This is a genomic window from Aurantiacibacter marinus, from assembly GCF_001021555.1.
GTDB classification, from domain to species: domain Bacteria; phylum Pseudomonadota; class Alphaproteobacteria; order Sphingomonadales; family Sphingomonadaceae; genus Alteraurantiacibacter; species Alteraurantiacibacter marinus.
The window spans coordinates 1210872-1225731 of sequence record NZ_LDCP01000001.1 but is presented as its reverse complement, the minus strand read 5'-3'; the positions used below and the strand labels follow the sequence as shown (position 1 = coordinate 1225731).

Annotated in this window: 16 protein-coding genes and 1 tRNA gene; 14 read left to right on the top strand and 3 right to left on the bottom strand. The window is 59.7% G+C overall.

The window, feature by feature from the left end; all coding sequences use genetic code 11:
• Positions 1-44 precede the first annotated feature (44 nt).
• Positions 45-935, bottom strand: a complete 891-nt coding sequence (locus tag AB731_RS05855) for a PadR family transcriptional regulator (protein WP_052768805.1) — start codon at positions 933-935, stop codon at positions 45-47.
• Positions 936-1032: 97 nt separating this feature from the next.
• Between AB731_RS05855 and AB731_RS05850 the strand changes: the two genes are divergently transcribed.
• The 5 genes from AB731_RS05850 (at position 1033) to AB731_RS05830 (ending at position 4966) form a co-directional block, all read left to right on the top strand.
• Positions 1033-2346: a replication-associated recombination protein A gene (locus tag AB731_RS05850; protein WP_047092051.1), complete on the top strand. Its 1314-nt coding sequence runs from the start codon at positions 1033-1035 to the stop codon at positions 2344-2346.
• A 62-nt stretch (positions 2347-2408) separates the two neighbouring features.
• A complete protein-coding gene (locus AB731_RS05845) occupies positions 2409-3080 on the top strand; it encodes a hypothetical protein (RefSeq protein ID WP_156167374.1) in 672 nt (223 codons plus the stop codon).
• Positions 3050-3967, top strand: coding sequence for a hypothetical protein (locus tag AB731_RS05840; protein WP_407921634.1), 918 nt, complete (start codon positions 3050-3052; stop codon positions 3965-3967). Before AB731_RS05845 ends, AB731_RS05840 begins: the two co-directional genes overlap by 31 nt.
• A gap of 14 nt (positions 3968-3981) precedes the next feature.
• Complete coding sequence (locus tag AB731_RS05835; protein ID WP_052768806.1) at positions 3982-4782, top strand: hypothetical protein; 801 nt, start codon at positions 3982-3984, stop codon at positions 4780-4782.
• Between the two features lie 108 nt (positions 4783-4890).
• A tRNA-Thr gene (locus AB731_RS05830) sits at positions 4891-4966 on the top strand.
• 48 nt (positions 4967-5014) lie between these two features.
• Here AB731_RS05830 and AB731_RS05825 read toward each other — a convergent pair.
• Together AB731_RS05825 and queF are read right to left on the bottom strand one after the other, a co-directional pair.
• Complete coding sequence (locus AB731_RS05825) at positions 5015-6319, bottom strand: UDP-glucose dehydrogenase family protein (RefSeq protein ID WP_047092053.1); 1305 nt, start codon at positions 6317-6319, stop codon at positions 5015-5017.
• Positions 6320-6449: 130 nt separating this feature from the next.
• Positions 6450-6929, bottom strand: a complete 480-nt coding sequence (gene queF / locus AB731_RS05820; RefSeq protein ID WP_047092054.1) for a preQ(1) synthase — start codon at positions 6927-6929, stop codon at positions 6450-6452.
• A gap of 92 nt (positions 6930-7021) precedes the next feature.
• Between queF and AB731_RS05815 the strand changes: the two genes are divergently transcribed.
• The 9 genes from AB731_RS05815 to AB731_RS05775 all read left to right on the top strand — a co-directional run bounded on the left by AB731_RS05815 (position 7022) and on the right by AB731_RS05775 (position 14851).
• Entirely contained in the window at positions 7022-7555 is a 534-nt protein-coding gene (locus AB731_RS05815) for a hypothetical protein (RefSeq protein ID WP_047092055.1), read from the top strand.
• 54 nt (positions 7556-7609) lie between these two features.
• On the top strand, positions 7610-8455 hold the full coding sequence (locus AB731_RS05810; protein ID WP_047092056.1) for a sulfurtransferase: 846 nt from the start codon (positions 7610-7612) through the stop codon (positions 8453-8455).
• Positions 8452-9675 (top strand): cystathionine beta-lyase, encoded by a 1224-nt coding sequence (gene metC / locus AB731_RS05805; RefSeq protein WP_047092057.1) that lies wholly within the window; start codon positions 8452-8454, stop codon positions 9673-9675. The genes AB731_RS05810 and metC overlap by 4 nt, the downstream gene beginning before the upstream one ends.
• Positions 9675-10814, top strand: coding sequence for a mechanosensitive ion channel family protein (locus tag AB731_RS05800; RefSeq protein ID WP_082126356.1), 1140 nt, complete (start codon positions 9675-9677; stop codon positions 10812-10814). Before metC ends, AB731_RS05800 begins: the two co-directional genes overlap by 1 nt.
• A 68-nt stretch (positions 10815-10882) precedes the next feature.
• A complete protein-coding gene (cobA, locus tag AB731_RS05795; protein WP_082126355.1) occupies positions 10883-11638 on the top strand; it encodes a uroporphyrinogen-III C-methyltransferase in 756 nt (251 codons plus the stop codon).
• Positions 11635-11931 (top strand): DUF2849 domain-containing protein, encoded by a 297-nt coding sequence (locus AB731_RS05790; RefSeq protein WP_047092059.1) that lies wholly within the window; start codon positions 11635-11637, stop codon positions 11929-11931. The genes cobA and AB731_RS05790 overlap by 4 nt, the downstream gene beginning before the upstream one ends.
• Positions 11931-13565: a nitrite/sulfite reductase gene (locus tag AB731_RS05785; RefSeq protein ID WP_047092060.1), complete on the top strand. Its 1635-nt coding sequence runs from the start codon at positions 11931-11933 to the stop codon at positions 13563-13565. The genes AB731_RS05790 and AB731_RS05785 overlap by 1 nt, the downstream gene beginning before the upstream one ends.
• On the top strand, positions 13558-14073 hold the full coding sequence (locus AB731_RS05780) for a DUF934 domain-containing protein (protein ID WP_082126354.1): 516 nt from the start codon (positions 13558-13560) through the stop codon (positions 14071-14073). Before AB731_RS05785 ends, AB731_RS05780 begins: the two co-directional genes overlap by 8 nt.
• A complete protein-coding gene (locus AB731_RS05775; RefSeq protein ID WP_047092061.1) occupies positions 14066-14851 on the top strand; it encodes a phosphoadenylyl-sulfate reductase in 786 nt (261 codons plus the stop codon). Before AB731_RS05780 ends, AB731_RS05775 begins: the two co-directional genes overlap by 8 nt.
• Positions 14852-14860 lie beyond the last annotated feature (9 nt).

Sequence of the window (14860 nt, the reverse complement as noted above, 5' to 3'; positions counted from 1 at the left end):
GGGGAAGGTTTATCATGGCTCACGCAGCTTGCAAAATCGCGCAGCTACAGCCGCTCGATCCGGCGGGCGAGTTCGTCGATCAGATCGATGACCTTGTCCTTATCGACAGAATTCATCCCGTTCTTTGAAGCACGGTTGGTGATGACCGTCGCCAGATTGCCAAGCGAACGGAACAGGTCGGCCGATGCCGTCGGACGGGCCCGCTCTGCCTTGCGGCCAAGCCGGTTCCACAGCCCTTCAAGATCGTCTGCGCGGTCTGCCAATTCGGCAAGACCTGCTTCGGTGGCCTGATACAGCTTGCGTGCGTCTTCGCTTTCCTGCGCGGCAATGACGCCTTCATCATTAAGCAGTTGCAGCGTCGGGTAAATGATGCCTGGACTTGGCGAATAGGCACCCTCGGTCATTTCTTCGAGCGCCTTGATCAGCTCATAACCGTGGCGCGGCTCCTCGGCGAGCATGGCCAGCAGGACCAGCCGCAATTCTCCGGGCCCGAACATGCGCTCCCGTTTCTGCATTGGTCCGCCTTGGCCGCGGCGCCGACTGCGGTGGCCGCCACGTTTGCCGCCCTGCCCGAACAATCCGCCAGGACCGAACAGGCCTTGGGAACCGAACGGCCCGCCTGCCCCGAACGGCCCGCTTGCGCCGAACGGACCGTCGGGTCCGAATACGCCGTCGGAGCCGAACAAATTCTGGCCGTCGAATTCGCGGCGATAGCTGCGGCTTCTGCGGCGCGAGCCATTTCCGATCTCTACCTCTATCTCGATATCATCATTGTCGTGGCCGTGATCCGCATCACCATCGACCGCTTCCATCTCTTCCGGCTCGATCACTTCCTCTTGCGCCTTGGCGGTGCGGCGACGTGTCGCTGGCTTGGGCGGCTTGGGCGGCTTCGAGGGTTTGCGCGGTTTCGCGTTCTTTTCAGTCTTCTTGACCATGATAAGCTCCTGACTTGTCCCACCACTAAGATATATCTTAGATCTATCGCAACAAGGGTTCGTGCAAAATTTTTCGAGCACGTTAAAAGGCACGCACATGGCCGACCTATTCAACGATGACCCGCCCCAGCCTTCGGCAGATGAGAGTTCCGCTGATGCGCCACTGGCCGATCGCCTGCGACCCGCTGTGCTCGCCGAGATTATCGGGCAGGAACATCTGACCGGTCCGGAAGGCGCAATCGGCCGAATGGTGACAGCCGGGCGCCTGTCCAGCACGATCCTGTGGGGACCTCCGGGCACCGGCAAGACCAGCATCGCTCGATTGCTCGCGGATGCAGTAGGCATGCGGTATCAGGCTGTCAGCGCAGTATTCAGCGGCGTGGCTGATCTGAAGAAGGCTTTTGCCGCTGCTGAAACAGCCAAGAAAGCTGGTCAGCGCACATTGCTGTTCGTGGACGAGATCCACCGGTTCAACCGCGCACAACAGGACGGTTTTCTACCATTCGTAGAACGCGGCGTAGTAACGCTGGTCGGCGCGACGACGGAAAATCCCAGCTTCGAGCTCAACGCAGCATTGCTCAGCCGTGCGCAGGTCCTGATCCTGCACCGCCTTGATGCGGAGGCCTTGGGCAAATTGCTTGACCGGGCAGAGGAACTGGAAGGCCCCCTGCCTCTTACTCCGCAAGCAAAAGACGCCTTGATCGCCAGCGCCGACGGCGACGGGCGCTTTCTGCTCAATCAGGCCGAAACGCTTTACAATGCGAAGATCGAAAGCCCCCTTGATCCCGCGGCCCTGGGCCAATTCCTGCAACGCCGCGTGGCCGTTTATGACAAGGACCGGGAGGGGCACTACAACCTCATTTCAGCCCTGCACAAGGCAGTGCGCGGGTCCGACCCTCAAGCCTCCTTGTATTACATGGCGCGCATGCTTGTGGCGGGGGAGGAACCGCTGTTCCTTGCCCGGCGACTGGTACGTATGGCGGTGGAAGATATCGGCATGGCCGACCCTGCCGCGCTGACGCAGTGCATGGCGGCAAAGGATGCTTACCAGTTCCTCGGCAGTCCTGAAGGCGAACTGGCACTGGTTCAGGCCTGCATCTATCTTGCCACCGCACCCAAATCGAACGCGGTTTACAAGGCGCAGAAAGCAGCTTTCCGCAGCGCCAGGGAAACTGGCAGCCTGATGCCGCCAATGAACATCGTGAATGCGCCGACCAAGCTGATGAAAGACGTGGGGTACGGCAAAGGGTACACCTACGACCACGATGCGGATGAAGGATTTTCCGGCGACAATTATTGGCCAGAGGGCATGCCGCGGCAGGAATTTTACCAACCCGTCCAGCGGGGTTTTGAACGCAAGGTGCAAGAACGCCTGGATTATTGGGCGAAGCTGCGGGACGAAAGATCTTGAGAGGCTTGACCGCACTTGCAAGCTTTCTGGTTCTGACCGCATGCCAGATCCAACGGCCCGCAATGTCACTGTCGCAACCCGCAGTCGCTCCGCCCGATCTCGCGGCCTGCCAATCGCTCCGGATTGAGCCGATGGACCCGGAAGAATTCGGCCCACCCGAGGCAATCCCTGTACCAGACGGCTTTCATCACGCGGCCGCGACAGATGTTTCATACATCGCCGTTTCGACGCTTGGCGGCAGCACGGTCTGCGTCGACAATACCAAGACCGGCGAGATTACCGAGATGGAATGGTTCTCAGGCGAGCGTTTTCTTGGCTGGCAATGGTGGGGGTATGAAGGCTTTGGCTACAAGATCGTCGATCGCCAGGGCGATGGCAGCATCATGGACGTAGGCGCGCGCCCGCATTTCTCCCCCAGCGCAAATCGTATGGCCAGCCTGCAAGTCTCCGGCGCGGGATGGGGCGGATTGGAAGGCTTTGCTGTCTGGCAAGTCAAACCGCACGGGTTCGATCTGCTCAGCGCCCAGGTGGCGGATGAACAGGGCACACTACCGCAGATTATTGCCGATAACTTCGGGCAATGGTCCTTCGTTGGTTGGCGGGGCGAGGATTGCATGCAGATGGCTCTGGATCCTTTCAGGGTATCTCCAGCCGATCCGCGCGGCACTGCCCGGCGCATTTACTTCGCGGATAAGGACAATGCGTGGGAAATCATGGAAGGGCGCTGCTCCTGACGGGTTTTCGCGACTTCGAATGGTTTGTCGCCGTTGATTGGTCGGGTGCACAAGGGGCGCGGCACAAGGCGATTACCATGGCGATCGCCCATGCCGATGGCGGACCTCCTGTGCTGGTGGAGCGAAAACGCGGTTGGGCGCGCAGTGAAGTACTGGCAGTTTTGCGCGATAAACTTCCCGCCAATTCGCTCGTTGGCCTTGATCTGGGAATTGCCCTGCCCTTTGCCGATGCAGGCGCGTATTTCCCTGGCTGGGACCGCAGCCCTGCCGACGCACGGTCGCTGTGGAGAATGATCGACGCAGTGTGCGAAGGCGATGATCATCTGTCCGCCTCCAGTTTTGTCGACCATCCGGTCGCCAGCGCCTATTTCCGCCGCCATGGCGGGCGAGAGGGAGAGTTGTTCGCGCCCCAAGGGGAAGCAGGTGGCCGCGGGCGTTTCAGGATTACGGAGCGGGCGCAGGAAGCCGTTGGTTGCAAGCCCTATTCCAATTTCAACCTCGTCGGCGCGGCGCAGGTTGGCAAATCCAGCCTGACAGGTATGCGGGTCCTCCATGCGCTTGATGGCTCTATTCCCGTATGGCCGGTAGATCCCCTGCCGCGCGAGGGTTCGGTCATTGTAGAAATCTATACTGCCCTCGCCGCCATGGCGGCGGGGCGGAGCGCCTCGCGCAGCAAAGTGCGCTTCCGCGAGGAACTGGACATAGCGCTCATCAACCTCGGCAGCGCCCCGATTGGTGGCACCGGGCCAATGGATGACCATTCCTCCGATGCGCTGATGACGGCTGCGTGGCTGCGCAAGGTGGCAGGAAACATTGCACTTTGGGCACCTGAGGGAATGAACCGCCGGATTGCGCAAACTGAAGGCTGGACCTTCGGGGTGCCCTGACGCATCATGACGGTGTGAGCGATTTTTCGATCAGTTTCGGTCTGTCTGGCGTTGCACCTCCAGCGTGGCAGGCAGCAGCTGGCAATGGCGATAACCATGGTGATGGCGATGGCGAGCCACGCATAGAATTTCTATGCGATCCCGGCCTTGAAGGCACAATCCCGCCGCCGGAGCGCGCAATCCGCTTCGCTCCCGAATGGTTCCGCAAGCTCGAACGCGAAATGGGAATGCCCGATGCCCATGGCCTGCCCGGCCTCACTGCAAAGGCGTGCTTGCCAATGACCGACGCGTTCTCGCTCGGCTTCGTCATACCGCTGCCGTATGATGTGCAATTGCGAGTGCCAGATGATGGCATGAATATTGCGATGGGCTGGCCTGAAAACGTGGCTTTCCAGCCGCTTGAACAGCATCATCCCGCGCAGCTTGGCGCTCCACAACCGCCGTTTGCAGGGACCATGCCGCTCAAATTCGTCAATCCGTGGCGGATCAGGGTGCCAGACGGATACTCCGTACTGTTCCAGTCTCTCACCAATCGGCCCGAGCTGCCATTCTATTGCTTTTCCGGCCTGGTTGATTGCGACAGGTTCGCCACTACCATCAACTTTCCGTTTATCTGGACCGGTGGTCCAGGCGAATTCGTGCTTCCGGCCGGATCGCCGATTATTCAGCTCATCCCGATCCGGCGTGATACGTTGATCAAGGCAAACGCCGTACGGATCTCCACCAAAGAAGAGCTCGCCGATCAGAAAGCTGCCAACGCGCGCAAATACGGCGAAGAGTCCACATATCGCAAAGACTGGCGTGTCAAAAAGTAGGTACGGATGCGCCGCGCGAAAACGATGCTGGACAAGTCAGGCAATTTGGCGATAGAGGCGCGCCTTCTTGATTCCCGAACGCCATCGTGGCGATGGGACAAAACGGTAGCCGGCTTAGCTCAGTTGGTAGAGCAGTTGATTTGTAATCATCAGGCCGAGGGTTCGAATCCTTCAGCCGGCACCAGTTTCCGCTAGAGAAAACCGTCCTGGGCACGGTTTTGCATGAAACGGATCAACGCCCCACGGCGATGTAAGTGAAACCGTGCTCCTCGACATCGCGGCGCGAATAAAGGTTCCGCAAATCAACGAGTAGCGGAGATTTCAGCAAGCTCTTCATTCGTTGCAGATCGAGCGCGCGGAAAGCATCCCATTCGGTCACAATCACTGCCGCATCCGCTCCGTCCAGCGCTTCGTATGGGCCATCGCAATAGATTACGTTGTTCAGCACCTTGGCGGCCTGATCCATCCCCTCGGGGTCGTAGGCCTTCACCTTTATCCCTGCATCCTGCAAAGCTTGCACCACGCTGATTGCCGGGCTATCGCGCATATCGTCCGTATTCGCCTTGAAGGTCAGGCCCAGGACAGCAACGGTTTTGCCGTGCTGTTCCCCGCCGCCCATCGCACTAACGACCTTGCGGCCCATGGACCGTTTGCGCTGATCATTGCTGGCGACCACGCTTTCCACAATGCGCAGGGGCGATTCATAATCCTGGCCGGTTTTCAGCAGCGCCAGCGTGTCCTTGGGGAAACATGATCCGCCATAGCCCGGGCCCGGCATCAAGAAACGGTTGCCGATCCGGCTATCAAGCCCGATTCCCTTGGCGACATCACCCACGTCGGTGCCAACTTTTTCGCATAAATCAGCGATTTCATTGATGAAGCTGATCTTGGTAGCGAGGAAGGCGTTGGCGGCATATTTGGTCAGTTCCGCGCCCCGGCGGCTCATGGTGATGAGCGGACTTTCGTTGCGTGTGAGCGGGCGATAAATCTCTTCCAGTACCCGCTCTGCATGCTCGTCGTTCACGCCGATCACGACACGGTCGGGTCGTTTGAAATCATCAATTGCAGCGCCTTCGCGCAGGAATTCGGGATTGGAGGCAACGGAGAATTCCAGGTCCGGCGCTTCTTCGCGGATGATGCGCTCCACCTCGTCTCCCGTCCCTACTGGCACGGTGGATTTATCGACCACGACTACACCTTTGGGAAGCAATGGTGCCATTTCGCGTGCGGCGGCATAGACATAGGAAAGGTCTGCATGGCCGTCGCCGCGACGGGAAGGTGTGCCGACTGCAATAAACACGGCATTTGCAGTTGGCAGAGCTTCTGCAAGATCAAGCGTGAAGGAAAGCCGTCCGGCTTCGACATTTTTGGCGACCAGTTCATCAAGCCCTGGCTCGAAAATCGGGATTTCTCCGTTGAGGAGAGCATCGATCTTGGACTGGTCCTTGTCCACGCAGATTACATCATGGCCAAAATCGGCGAAGCAGGCCCCCGAAACTAGCCCGACATAGCCGGTGCCGATCATCACGATGTGCATCGATGTATCCTTTGCGTGATAGGTAATGCGGCAAAAAAGCTTGCCGGAAGAAGTGTTGCCCGCCTCTAATCGAAACGCAATCGTGCAGGCAAGCCTCGGCCTTTAACCAGAAGCTTGGCCAGCTTTCTGGTCAACCGCGCCCGCGATAGGGAGCAACGCCCTGGTCGGGCAGCCACAGACCAGCCGGGGGCGCGCCACTTTGCCAAAAGACGTCAATGGGAATGCCGCCGCGCGGATACCAATACCCGCCGATCCGCAGCCATCGGGGCTGCATTTCTGCAAACAACCGCTGACCGATGCCAACTGTCACATCTTCATGAAAGCCATTGTGGTTGCGAAACGCACCAAGGAACAGCTTGAGGCTCTTGGATTCGACAATCGTCTCACCGGGCGCATAATCGATGACCAGATGGGCAAAATCAGGCGCACCGGTCACTGGGCACAGGCTGGTGAATTCCGGCGCTGCGAAGCGTACCAGATACAGCGCGCCTGCTCGCGGATTGGGGACATAATCCAGCACCGCTTCTTCCGGGGAAGCTGGTAATGGTGTCTGCTGGCCAAGGAATTGCGGCTGGCCCTGCTGTAATTTCGTGTTTTGCGTATCGTTCATGGTTTGCACAAATGGCGCGAAGCGTGCCTGCGCACAAGTGCCGGAGAGACATATGCTAGGCAGAATTGGCTTCGCAGCCTATTCGGCGAGACATGGATGAGCAGGACCAACAGCCAGAAGATGCCGTGAATGCGGTTGACGCCAGCCATGAGCATGCTTTGGCGCTGGAACTTTTTCCAATCCGCGTATCAATCGGGCCGACGCGCGTGTTGCTGAACTGGCGCCTTAATCTGACGAACGGCGGAGCCAGTCATATCGTGGCGCTGCGGGTGTGGAGCGACATGGTCAGCGCCCACAGCAGCCTGGCTAGTGCGGAACAGTTGGGCGGGCCGGACATGGCAGATGCGCGATTGCACAAGATCTCCCAGCTTGATCCAGGTGCGCGGGAAAGCGTGGTGGGCGAATGGCAATTGCCGCGTCATGCAATAATGCCGGTGGGCAATTCGCCGGACCAGATGATCCTGCCGCTGGCGCGGCTGCGCTGCATCGGGGCGGGAATTGCCCCCATCCGGCAGGCATTCGTGATTGGCCAACCGCCAGCCGCCGGAGAAGAAAGGCTTCGCGCGCTGCAATTAAGCGGTGATATGCAAATCCACACGCGGCTTTCCGCAAGGGCGGTAATGTGACCGCGGATCACTGGCCGATTTACCTGAGTGTACGCAGCGGCTATCCCCTGGATCATGCAATCACTCGTCACAACGCAATGGCTCGAAGATAATCTGGGTGCCACTGGCCTGGTGGTACTGGATGCATCGGCGCACTTGCCTGCCGCGCAGCGTGATCCGTCGCACGAATATGCGCAAGGTCATATTCCCGGTGCGCGATTTCTTGATTTGAAAGCGCTGACAGATCCGGACGATCCGGTTCCATCTGCCCCGCCAACCCGCGCACAATTTGACGCCCATATGTCCGCTTTGGGCCTTCCTGAGAACGCACGCATCGCGCTGTATGACAACAGCCCCATGCGAACTGCGGCAAGGGCGTGGTTCTTGCTGCGGATGTACGGCGTGAAGGCGATGGTGTTGGATGGCGGACTGGAAAAATGGCGCGCCGAAGACAGGCCGATCGAGACAGGCGAAATTCCTTACCACCCGCGCCCGTTTGCTTCTGCCGGAGGCACAGAGACAAGCTCGCTACGATACAAACAGGGTGTGCTTTCCAACATCGACACCAAGTCGGAACAGGTTGTCGACGCGCGTGACGCTGCCCGGTTTTGCGGCGACGCGCCCGATATTCGCGCAGGAACAGCAACAGGTCACATCCCCGGATCGCGCAATTTGCCGTTCGGCTATGTTCTGAACCCGGATGGTACGTTCAAGGATGCTGACGGAATACGCGCCGCGTTTGAATCAGCCGGCGTTGATCTTGACCGGGCAATTGTCGCCTCTTGCGGCAGCGGAATAACCGCATCGGTGCTGCTGTTCGCACTCCATCTGATTGGCAAGGAGGGCGCGTTGTATGATGGCAGCTGGAGCGAATGGGGCGCCGACCCCGCCTTGCCTGTGGCGACCGGAGAACCTGCATGAGCGGCAAAGACCATGCCAGCAAATATGGCCCCGCAACCCGTCTGGTGGAAGCCGGTCGGCGCAAACAATGGACCAGCGCACCCGGGCAGAAAGGCGGGGTGGTCAACCCGCCCGTCTGGCGCGGAAGCACCCATTTGTATGAAGATACTGCCGATCTCGCCAAGGGCAGGCCTAATGCCGATGGACATTTCTATTACGGGCGGCGCGGCGGGCCTACCCAATGGGCGCTTGCCGATGCGCTGACCGGGCTCGAACCCGGGGCAGACGGGACTGAATTGTTTCCAAGCGGCGTTGCCGCCATCGCCTGCACGCTGATGGCTATCCTCCAGCCAGGCGACGAATTGCTGTTCTCCGACAATTCCTACGAACCGACGCGCGGCATCGCGCTGGGTATGCTGGAACGCTTCGGCATAACAGCACGTGCATTCGATCCGCTGGATCCAAAAGCCCTGGCGGCGATGATCTCAGATCAGACCAAAGCGATCATGCTGGAAAGTCCTGGCAGCCTGACGATGGAAGTCTGCGACATCCCTGCCCTGACCGACATAGCTCGGGATCGCGGCGTCATTTCCATTGTCGACAACACCTGGGCATCCGCGCTTGGCTTCCCTGCGCTGGAGCGTGGCTGCGATATCAGCATCATGAGCCTGACCAAACACGTTGGCGGCCATTCCGACCTGATGATGGGCTGCGCATCAGCGGCCGCGCCGCTAATCGACCGAATAAGGCAACATTCGCAATATATGGGACAAGTCGTATCGCCTGATGATGCGGCGCTGGCACTGCGCGGCCTGCGCACGATGGGCATCCGGCTGGAGCGGACCACGGCAAGCGCGATTACAATTGCCAGCTGGCTGGAAGCCCGCCCGGAAGTTTCTGCCGTGCTTTGTCCGATGCTGCCCGGTGCGCCCGGGTTCGGCCTTTGGGAGCGCGATTTTACCGGAGGCTGCGGGCTGTTCTCTTTCATATTCCGTGACGCCGACAAGCAATCGCGCGCGCGCTTTATTGATGCGCTCGACCTTTTCGGCATCGGATACAGTTGGGGCGGGTATGAAAGCCTTGCTATTCCTGTAGATCCCGGCCGCGTGCGCGACTTCAGGGCATGGCCCGGAAGCATCGATACAGGATGCGGGCTTGGCGTGCGGCTTGCCATCGGGCTAGAGGATGCAGACGACTTGATGAATGACCTGATACGCGGGTTTGCCGCGATGGAGATCTGATGAGCGCGACTGCCGTAACCCCGCCCGATACCACTGGCACCGAAGCAGACGCTGGTGCTGGCGCTGGCGCCCTCACTGATGGATCGGTCACGCCTGCATCAGAAGGCACGAACGAAATAGTTACACCGGTTGTCGAAGCAACGCCCCAAGCGAGCGCTGCCGACGAAGCGATTGCGGGTGCGGAAGCGCTGAAAGACGCTGTTGCTGATTCTGCGCCCACCGTTGGCGGGATTATCGAACAGCTTGATGCATGGGGCTTTACCATTGCCGATACGCGGTTCTCTGTCTGGACAGTGCTCACCGTCGTCATGGTCATCGTGGGCGTGTTCCTGTTTGCGCGGATCAGTACCTCCCTTGCCAAGTCAGGCCTGAAGCGCGCTACGAAACTGGATGTTTCACAGCGCCTGCTTGCTGAAAAGCTGATCACCGTAGCTTTATGGGCCGTAGCGCTGCTGATCGGTATCGACATTCTCGGCATCGACCTGACTGCTCTGGCAGTCTTCTCAGGCGCGTTCGGTCTGGCCATCGGTTTTGGCTTGCAGAAGACATTCGGTAACCTGATCGCGGGCATCATCCTGCTGATGGACAAATCGATCAAGCCCGGCGATGTGATCAATATCGCCGATCAGGCAGGCAACGAGGTTTTCGGGCAAATTCGCAAAATCGGCATTCGTGCTGTTTCCATTACCACCCGTGATGAGCGCGAATATCTTATTCCCAACGAAAACCTGATGATCAATCAGGTGGAAAACTGGTCATACTCCAGCCGCAAGGTGCGCATCCAGGTGCCTGTCGGGGTCAGTTATGGCGCCGACATGAAGCAGGCGCAGGAATTCATGCTGGAGGCGGCGAGAAGCTGCAAACGCATCTTGAAAAGCCCCGCCCCAACTGTTTGGATGAGCGAATATGGCGACAGCAGCGTCAATTTCGTCATCCACTGCTGGATCACCGATCCGGAAATGGGCGTTGGCAATATCCGATCCGAAGTGCTGACCAATCTTTGGTATCTGTTTCAGGACAATAACGTGGAAATTCCCTTCCCCCAGCGCGATCTCAACTTGCGGGACAGCGAGCAATTCCAACAGCTGGTTGCGGCGATTTCGCAGCGAGTTGAGCAGAGGTCGGTTAAAGACAGCTAAAGCTAACCTACACCCGTCCCAACCCATTCTCGCTGGTGGCGCTGGCGCCCCGCGTCCATTTAGCTGCCATGCAAACTGGCACCATACATCTTGTCGGAGCAGGTCCGGGTGATCCTGACCTGCTGACCTTGCGCGCGGCGCGGCTGATCGAAAATGCCCGGCTCATCGTTCACGATGGGCTGGTCGATCCTGCCATTCTGGCACTGGCGCGGCCCGGTGCACGGCTGATTTCTGTCGCGAAGCAACGCTCCAAACACACTCTCCCGCAGGAGGACATAAACGCCCTTCTGGTCCGCGAGGCACAGGCTGGACGCGATGTCGTGCGGCTGAAAGGGGGCGACCCGTTTGTGTTCGGCCGCGGCGGAGAGGAAATGGAAGCAGCCAAGGCTTATGGCGTACGCGTTGAGGTCGTTCCGGGCATTTCCGCTGCCAACGGCGCAGCGGCGGCTTCCGGTATCGCCCTTACCCACCGCGACAGCGCCAGCATCGTCAGCTTTGTGGCGGGCCAGTGCAAGGGCCTGTCCGATCAGGACTGGGCCGGACTTGCAGGCAAGGGGCGCACGTTGGTGATCTACATGGGCGTCAAAACCGCCCCGCAAATCGCTGAGAAACTCATGGCAGATGGCCTTGCGCCGAGCATGCCGGTGGCCGTCATTGAAAACGCCTGCCGCCCGGAAATGCGCGTGCTGCGCGGACCGCTGGCCGCCTTGCCCGATCTGGTCGAGGCGGAGGCGGTGCAAAGCCCGGCGCTCATCATAATTGGCGAAGTGACCGCGCGCGAAAACGCCGCACTCGAACAAATTGCAGCGGAGGTTGCAGCGTGAAAATCCTGACTGGTAACGATCTGAAGACCGGCGCGGTCGTGTGGTGGGATGGCCAAGGCTGGTCGCTCCACATCGCCGATGCCGCCGATGCTGGCGAAGAAGCCGCCGAAATTCTCGCCCGCGAGGAATCGGCGCGCCGCGTCAACGCCGCCTACGCAATCGCCGCAGAGGCAACAGATGGCGGGCCGCGCCCTGCGCATATCAAGGACCGCGTACGTGCGCTCGGCCCCACTGTGCGCCCCGACCTTGGATATAAAGCAGCCGAGAAAAACGGCTGGGACTGGGTAATCTGATGTACAAATATGACCAATATGATCAGGCGATGGTGGATGCGCGTGTCGAGGAATTTCGCGACCAGTGCCACCGCCGCCTCGAAGGCAAGTTGACAGAAGACCAGTTCAAGCCGCTGCGGCTGATGAACGGGCTGTATCTGCAATTGCACGCCTACATGCTGCGCGTCGCCATCCCCTATGGCACGCTGAACGGCACACAGATGCACGCGCTGGCGGACATCGCCGACAAATATGACAAGGGTTACGCCCACTTCACCACGCGGCAGAACATCCAGTACAACTGGATCAAGCTGGAGGAAGCAGGCGACCTTCTGGCGGACCTCGCCAAGGTCGAAATGCACGCCATCCAGACCAGCGGCAATTGCATCCGCAACATCAGTTCAGACCATTTCGCTGGCGCTGCCGGGGACGAGCGTGTGGACCCGCGCCCTTATGCAGAATTGCTACGCCAATGGTCCAGTTTTCATCCTGAATTCAGTTATTTGCCGCGCAAGTTCAAGATCGCCGTTATTGCGTCTGACAAGGACCGAGCAGCGATGCGGCTTCACGATATCGGCATCAATCTCGTGCGCAATGAGGCGGGCGAATTGGGCGCAGCATTCTATGTCGGCGGCGGGATGGGCCGTACGCCGATGATTGCACCGCTGATCCGCGATTTCGTGCCGCTTGATCAGCTGGTGACCTATTCGGAGGCGTGTTTGCGCGTCTACAACCGCCACGGTCGCCGCGACAACAAGTACAAGGCCCGCATCAAGATCCTCGTCCACGAAATGGGCGCTGAGGAATATACCCGGCAAGTCGAAGCGGAATTCGCCCACCTTCTGGAACAGGGCGTGGAACCGCCCTTGGCCGAGCTGGAGCGGATCAAGCCGTATTTTGATGCCCCTGCATTTGCCAGCGGATTGACAGATCGCGCAGACCGGTCGGACCCGGACTTCGCGCTGTGGATCGACCGCAATTGCGTGGCCCACAAGGCACCCGGCTATGTCTCTGCTGTTATCAGCCTGAAGCCGGTCGGCGGTATTCCCGGTGATGCCAGCGCAGAACAAATGCATCTGATGGCAGACCTCGCCCGCGAATATTCGTTCGACGAATGCCGCGTGATGCACACCCAGAACATCCTGCTGCCACATGTCGAAATCGGACGGCTGCACGAACTCTGGACCAAGCTGGAGGCAGCAGGCCTTGGCGCGCCCAATCTGGACCAGATCGGCGATATCATCGCATGCCCCGGCCTTGATTATTGCAGCCTTGCCAATGCCCGCTCCATCCCCGTGGCGCAGAAAATTTCGGAACGCTTCGCCGCCAGCGGCAAGGGAGAAGCTCTGGGCGAATTGAAGCTCAAGATCTCCGGCTGCATCAACGCCTGCGGGCACCACCACGCAGGCCATGTCGGTATTCTTGGCGTCGATAAGAAAGGCGTCGAAAACTATCAGCTGCTGCTTGGTGGCAGCGAAGCGGAAGATGTCGCTCTCGCCAAGATCACCGGGCGCGGCTTTGACGAGGCAGGCATTATCGCGGCGGTCGAAACGGTTGCCGATGTCTATCTCGAAAAGCGCCAGGATGGCGAACGCTTCCTCGATACATACCGCCGCATTGGCATGGATAGCTTCAAGGAGGCGCTTTATGGCTGATTCCGATACGGGCACTGATCTTGGTACTGATCTTGGTACTGATCTTGGTACTGATCTTGGTACTGATCTTGGTACTGGCCGCGACGAAGTTCAGCTGCGCTTCCGCGACGATGAAGCGCCAGACGGCGCACAGGTGACCGTCGATGCGTTCCTGGAGCAGGCCGATGCCAGCGCCGTGCGCGTGGAACCGGGCGATGACGCGCGCGACTTGCTGCCGCACCTGCCGCGCATCAGACTAATCGAAGTGAACTTCCCCGTTTACGGAGATGGGCGCGGCTATTCCGCAGCCCGCCTCTTGCGCGAAAATGGCTACACCGGCGAACTGCGCGCCGTGGGCGATGTGCTGGTGGATCAGATCGCCTATATGCGCCGCTGCGGGTTTGATGCTTTCGCGCCCGATCAGCCGCTGGATGAGGGCGATGTTGCAAACGCCCTTGCCCGCTGGCCACATGTCTATCAGCCCGCCGCCGACGAGGCTGTTCCAATCTGGAAATTGCGGCATGGGTGAACCTGCGCGCGACATCGACCGGATCGAAACCGGGCCTGCGTTTACACAGGCCGACGCTGATGCACTTAATGCCCGCTTCACCGGCGTTGGAACACTCGATATGCTGCGCGTCCTGTTTGCGGAAAATCTGCTGGGCGAAGTCGCTGTCGTATCCAGCTTCGGTACTGAAAGCGCGGTGTTGCTGGACCTCGTCGCCCGCGCAGATCCCACTGTGCCGGTGGTCTTTGTCGATACGCTGAAAATGTTCGAGGAAACCCTGGCCTACCGCGACGCTTTGATTGAGCGGCTTGGCCTGCGCAATACATCCGTAGTCCAGCCGGATCCTGCCGTTCTGGCGGCAAAGGACGAGACGGGGCTGCGGTGGTCCTACGATCCCGATGGCTGCTGCGCGATCCGCAAGGTAGAACCGATGGCCCGCGCCAAAGCCGGGCTGGATAGCTGGATTTCCGGTCGCAAGGCATTCCAGTCGGTAACACGGCAGGACATCCCGCGCTTCGAAATCGAAGAGGGCCGCCTGAAGCTTAACCCGCTGGGCGACTGGGTGAAGGCGGATCTGGAAGCATATTTCGTAGAGCGTGATCTGCCGCGCCACCCGCTGGAGGCCAAGGGTTTCCTGTCGGTCGGGTGCGAGCCTTGCACTTCGCCAGTCGCACCCGGAGAAGACCCGCGTGCCGGACGCTGGCGCGGGTGGGACAAGACCGAATGCGGCATCCACTCGCCTGGCAATGCTGACGCGGACGACGGCGCGCTCCCACCGGGCTACGAACCGTTCCTGTAAAGCCTTCGC

Excerpts from the sequence above, each read along its gene's own strand:
- AB731_RS05855 (WP_052768805.1), bottom strand. The coding sequence starts at position 935 with ATGGTCAAGAAGACTGAAAAGAACGCGAAACCGCGCAAACCCTCGAAG.
- AB731_RS05850 (WP_047092051.1), top strand. The coding sequence starts at position 1,033 with ATGGCCGACCTATTCAACGATGACCCGCCCCAGCCTTCGGCAGATGAG.
- AB731_RS05845 (WP_156167374.1), top strand. The coding sequence starts at position 2,409 with ATGTCACTGTCGCAACCCGCAGTCGCTCCGCCCGATCTCGCGGCCTGC.
- AB731_RS05825 (WP_047092053.1), bottom strand. The coding sequence starts at position 6,319 with ATGCACATCGTGATGATCGGCACCGGCTATGTCGGGCTAGTTTCGGGG.
- queF (WP_047092054.1), bottom strand. The coding sequence starts at position 6,929 with ATGAACGATACGCAAAACACGAAATTACAGCAGGGCCAGCCGCAATTC.
- AB731_RS05815 (WP_047092055.1), top strand. The coding sequence starts at position 7,022 with ATGGATGAGCAGGACCAACAGCCAGAAGATGCCGTGAATGCGGTTGAC.
- AB731_RS05810 (WP_047092056.1), top strand. The coding sequence starts at position 7,610 with ATGCAATCACTCGTCACAACGCAATGGCTCGAAGATAATCTGGGTGCC.
- metC (WP_047092057.1), top strand. The coding sequence starts at position 8,452 with ATGAGCGGCAAAGACCATGCCAGCAAATATGGCCCCGCAACCCGTCTG.
- AB731_RS05800 (WP_082126356.1), top strand. The coding sequence starts at position 9,675 with ATGAGCGCGACTGCCGTAACCCCGCCCGATACCACTGGCACCGAAGCA.
- cobA (WP_082126355.1), top strand. The coding sequence starts at position 10,883 with ATGCAAACTGGCACCATACATCTTGTCGGAGCAGGTCCGGGTGATCCT.
- AB731_RS05785 (WP_047092060.1), top strand. The coding sequence starts at position 11,931 with ATGTACAAATATGACCAATATGATCAGGCGATGGTGGATGCGCGTGTC.
- AB731_RS05780 (WP_082126354.1), top strand. The coding sequence starts at position 13,558 with ATGGCTGATTCCGATACGGGCACTGATCTTGGTACTGATCTTGGTACT.
- AB731_RS05775 (WP_047092061.1), top strand. The coding sequence starts at position 14,066 with ATGGGTGAACCTGCGCGCGACATCGACCGGATCGAAACCGGGCCTGCG.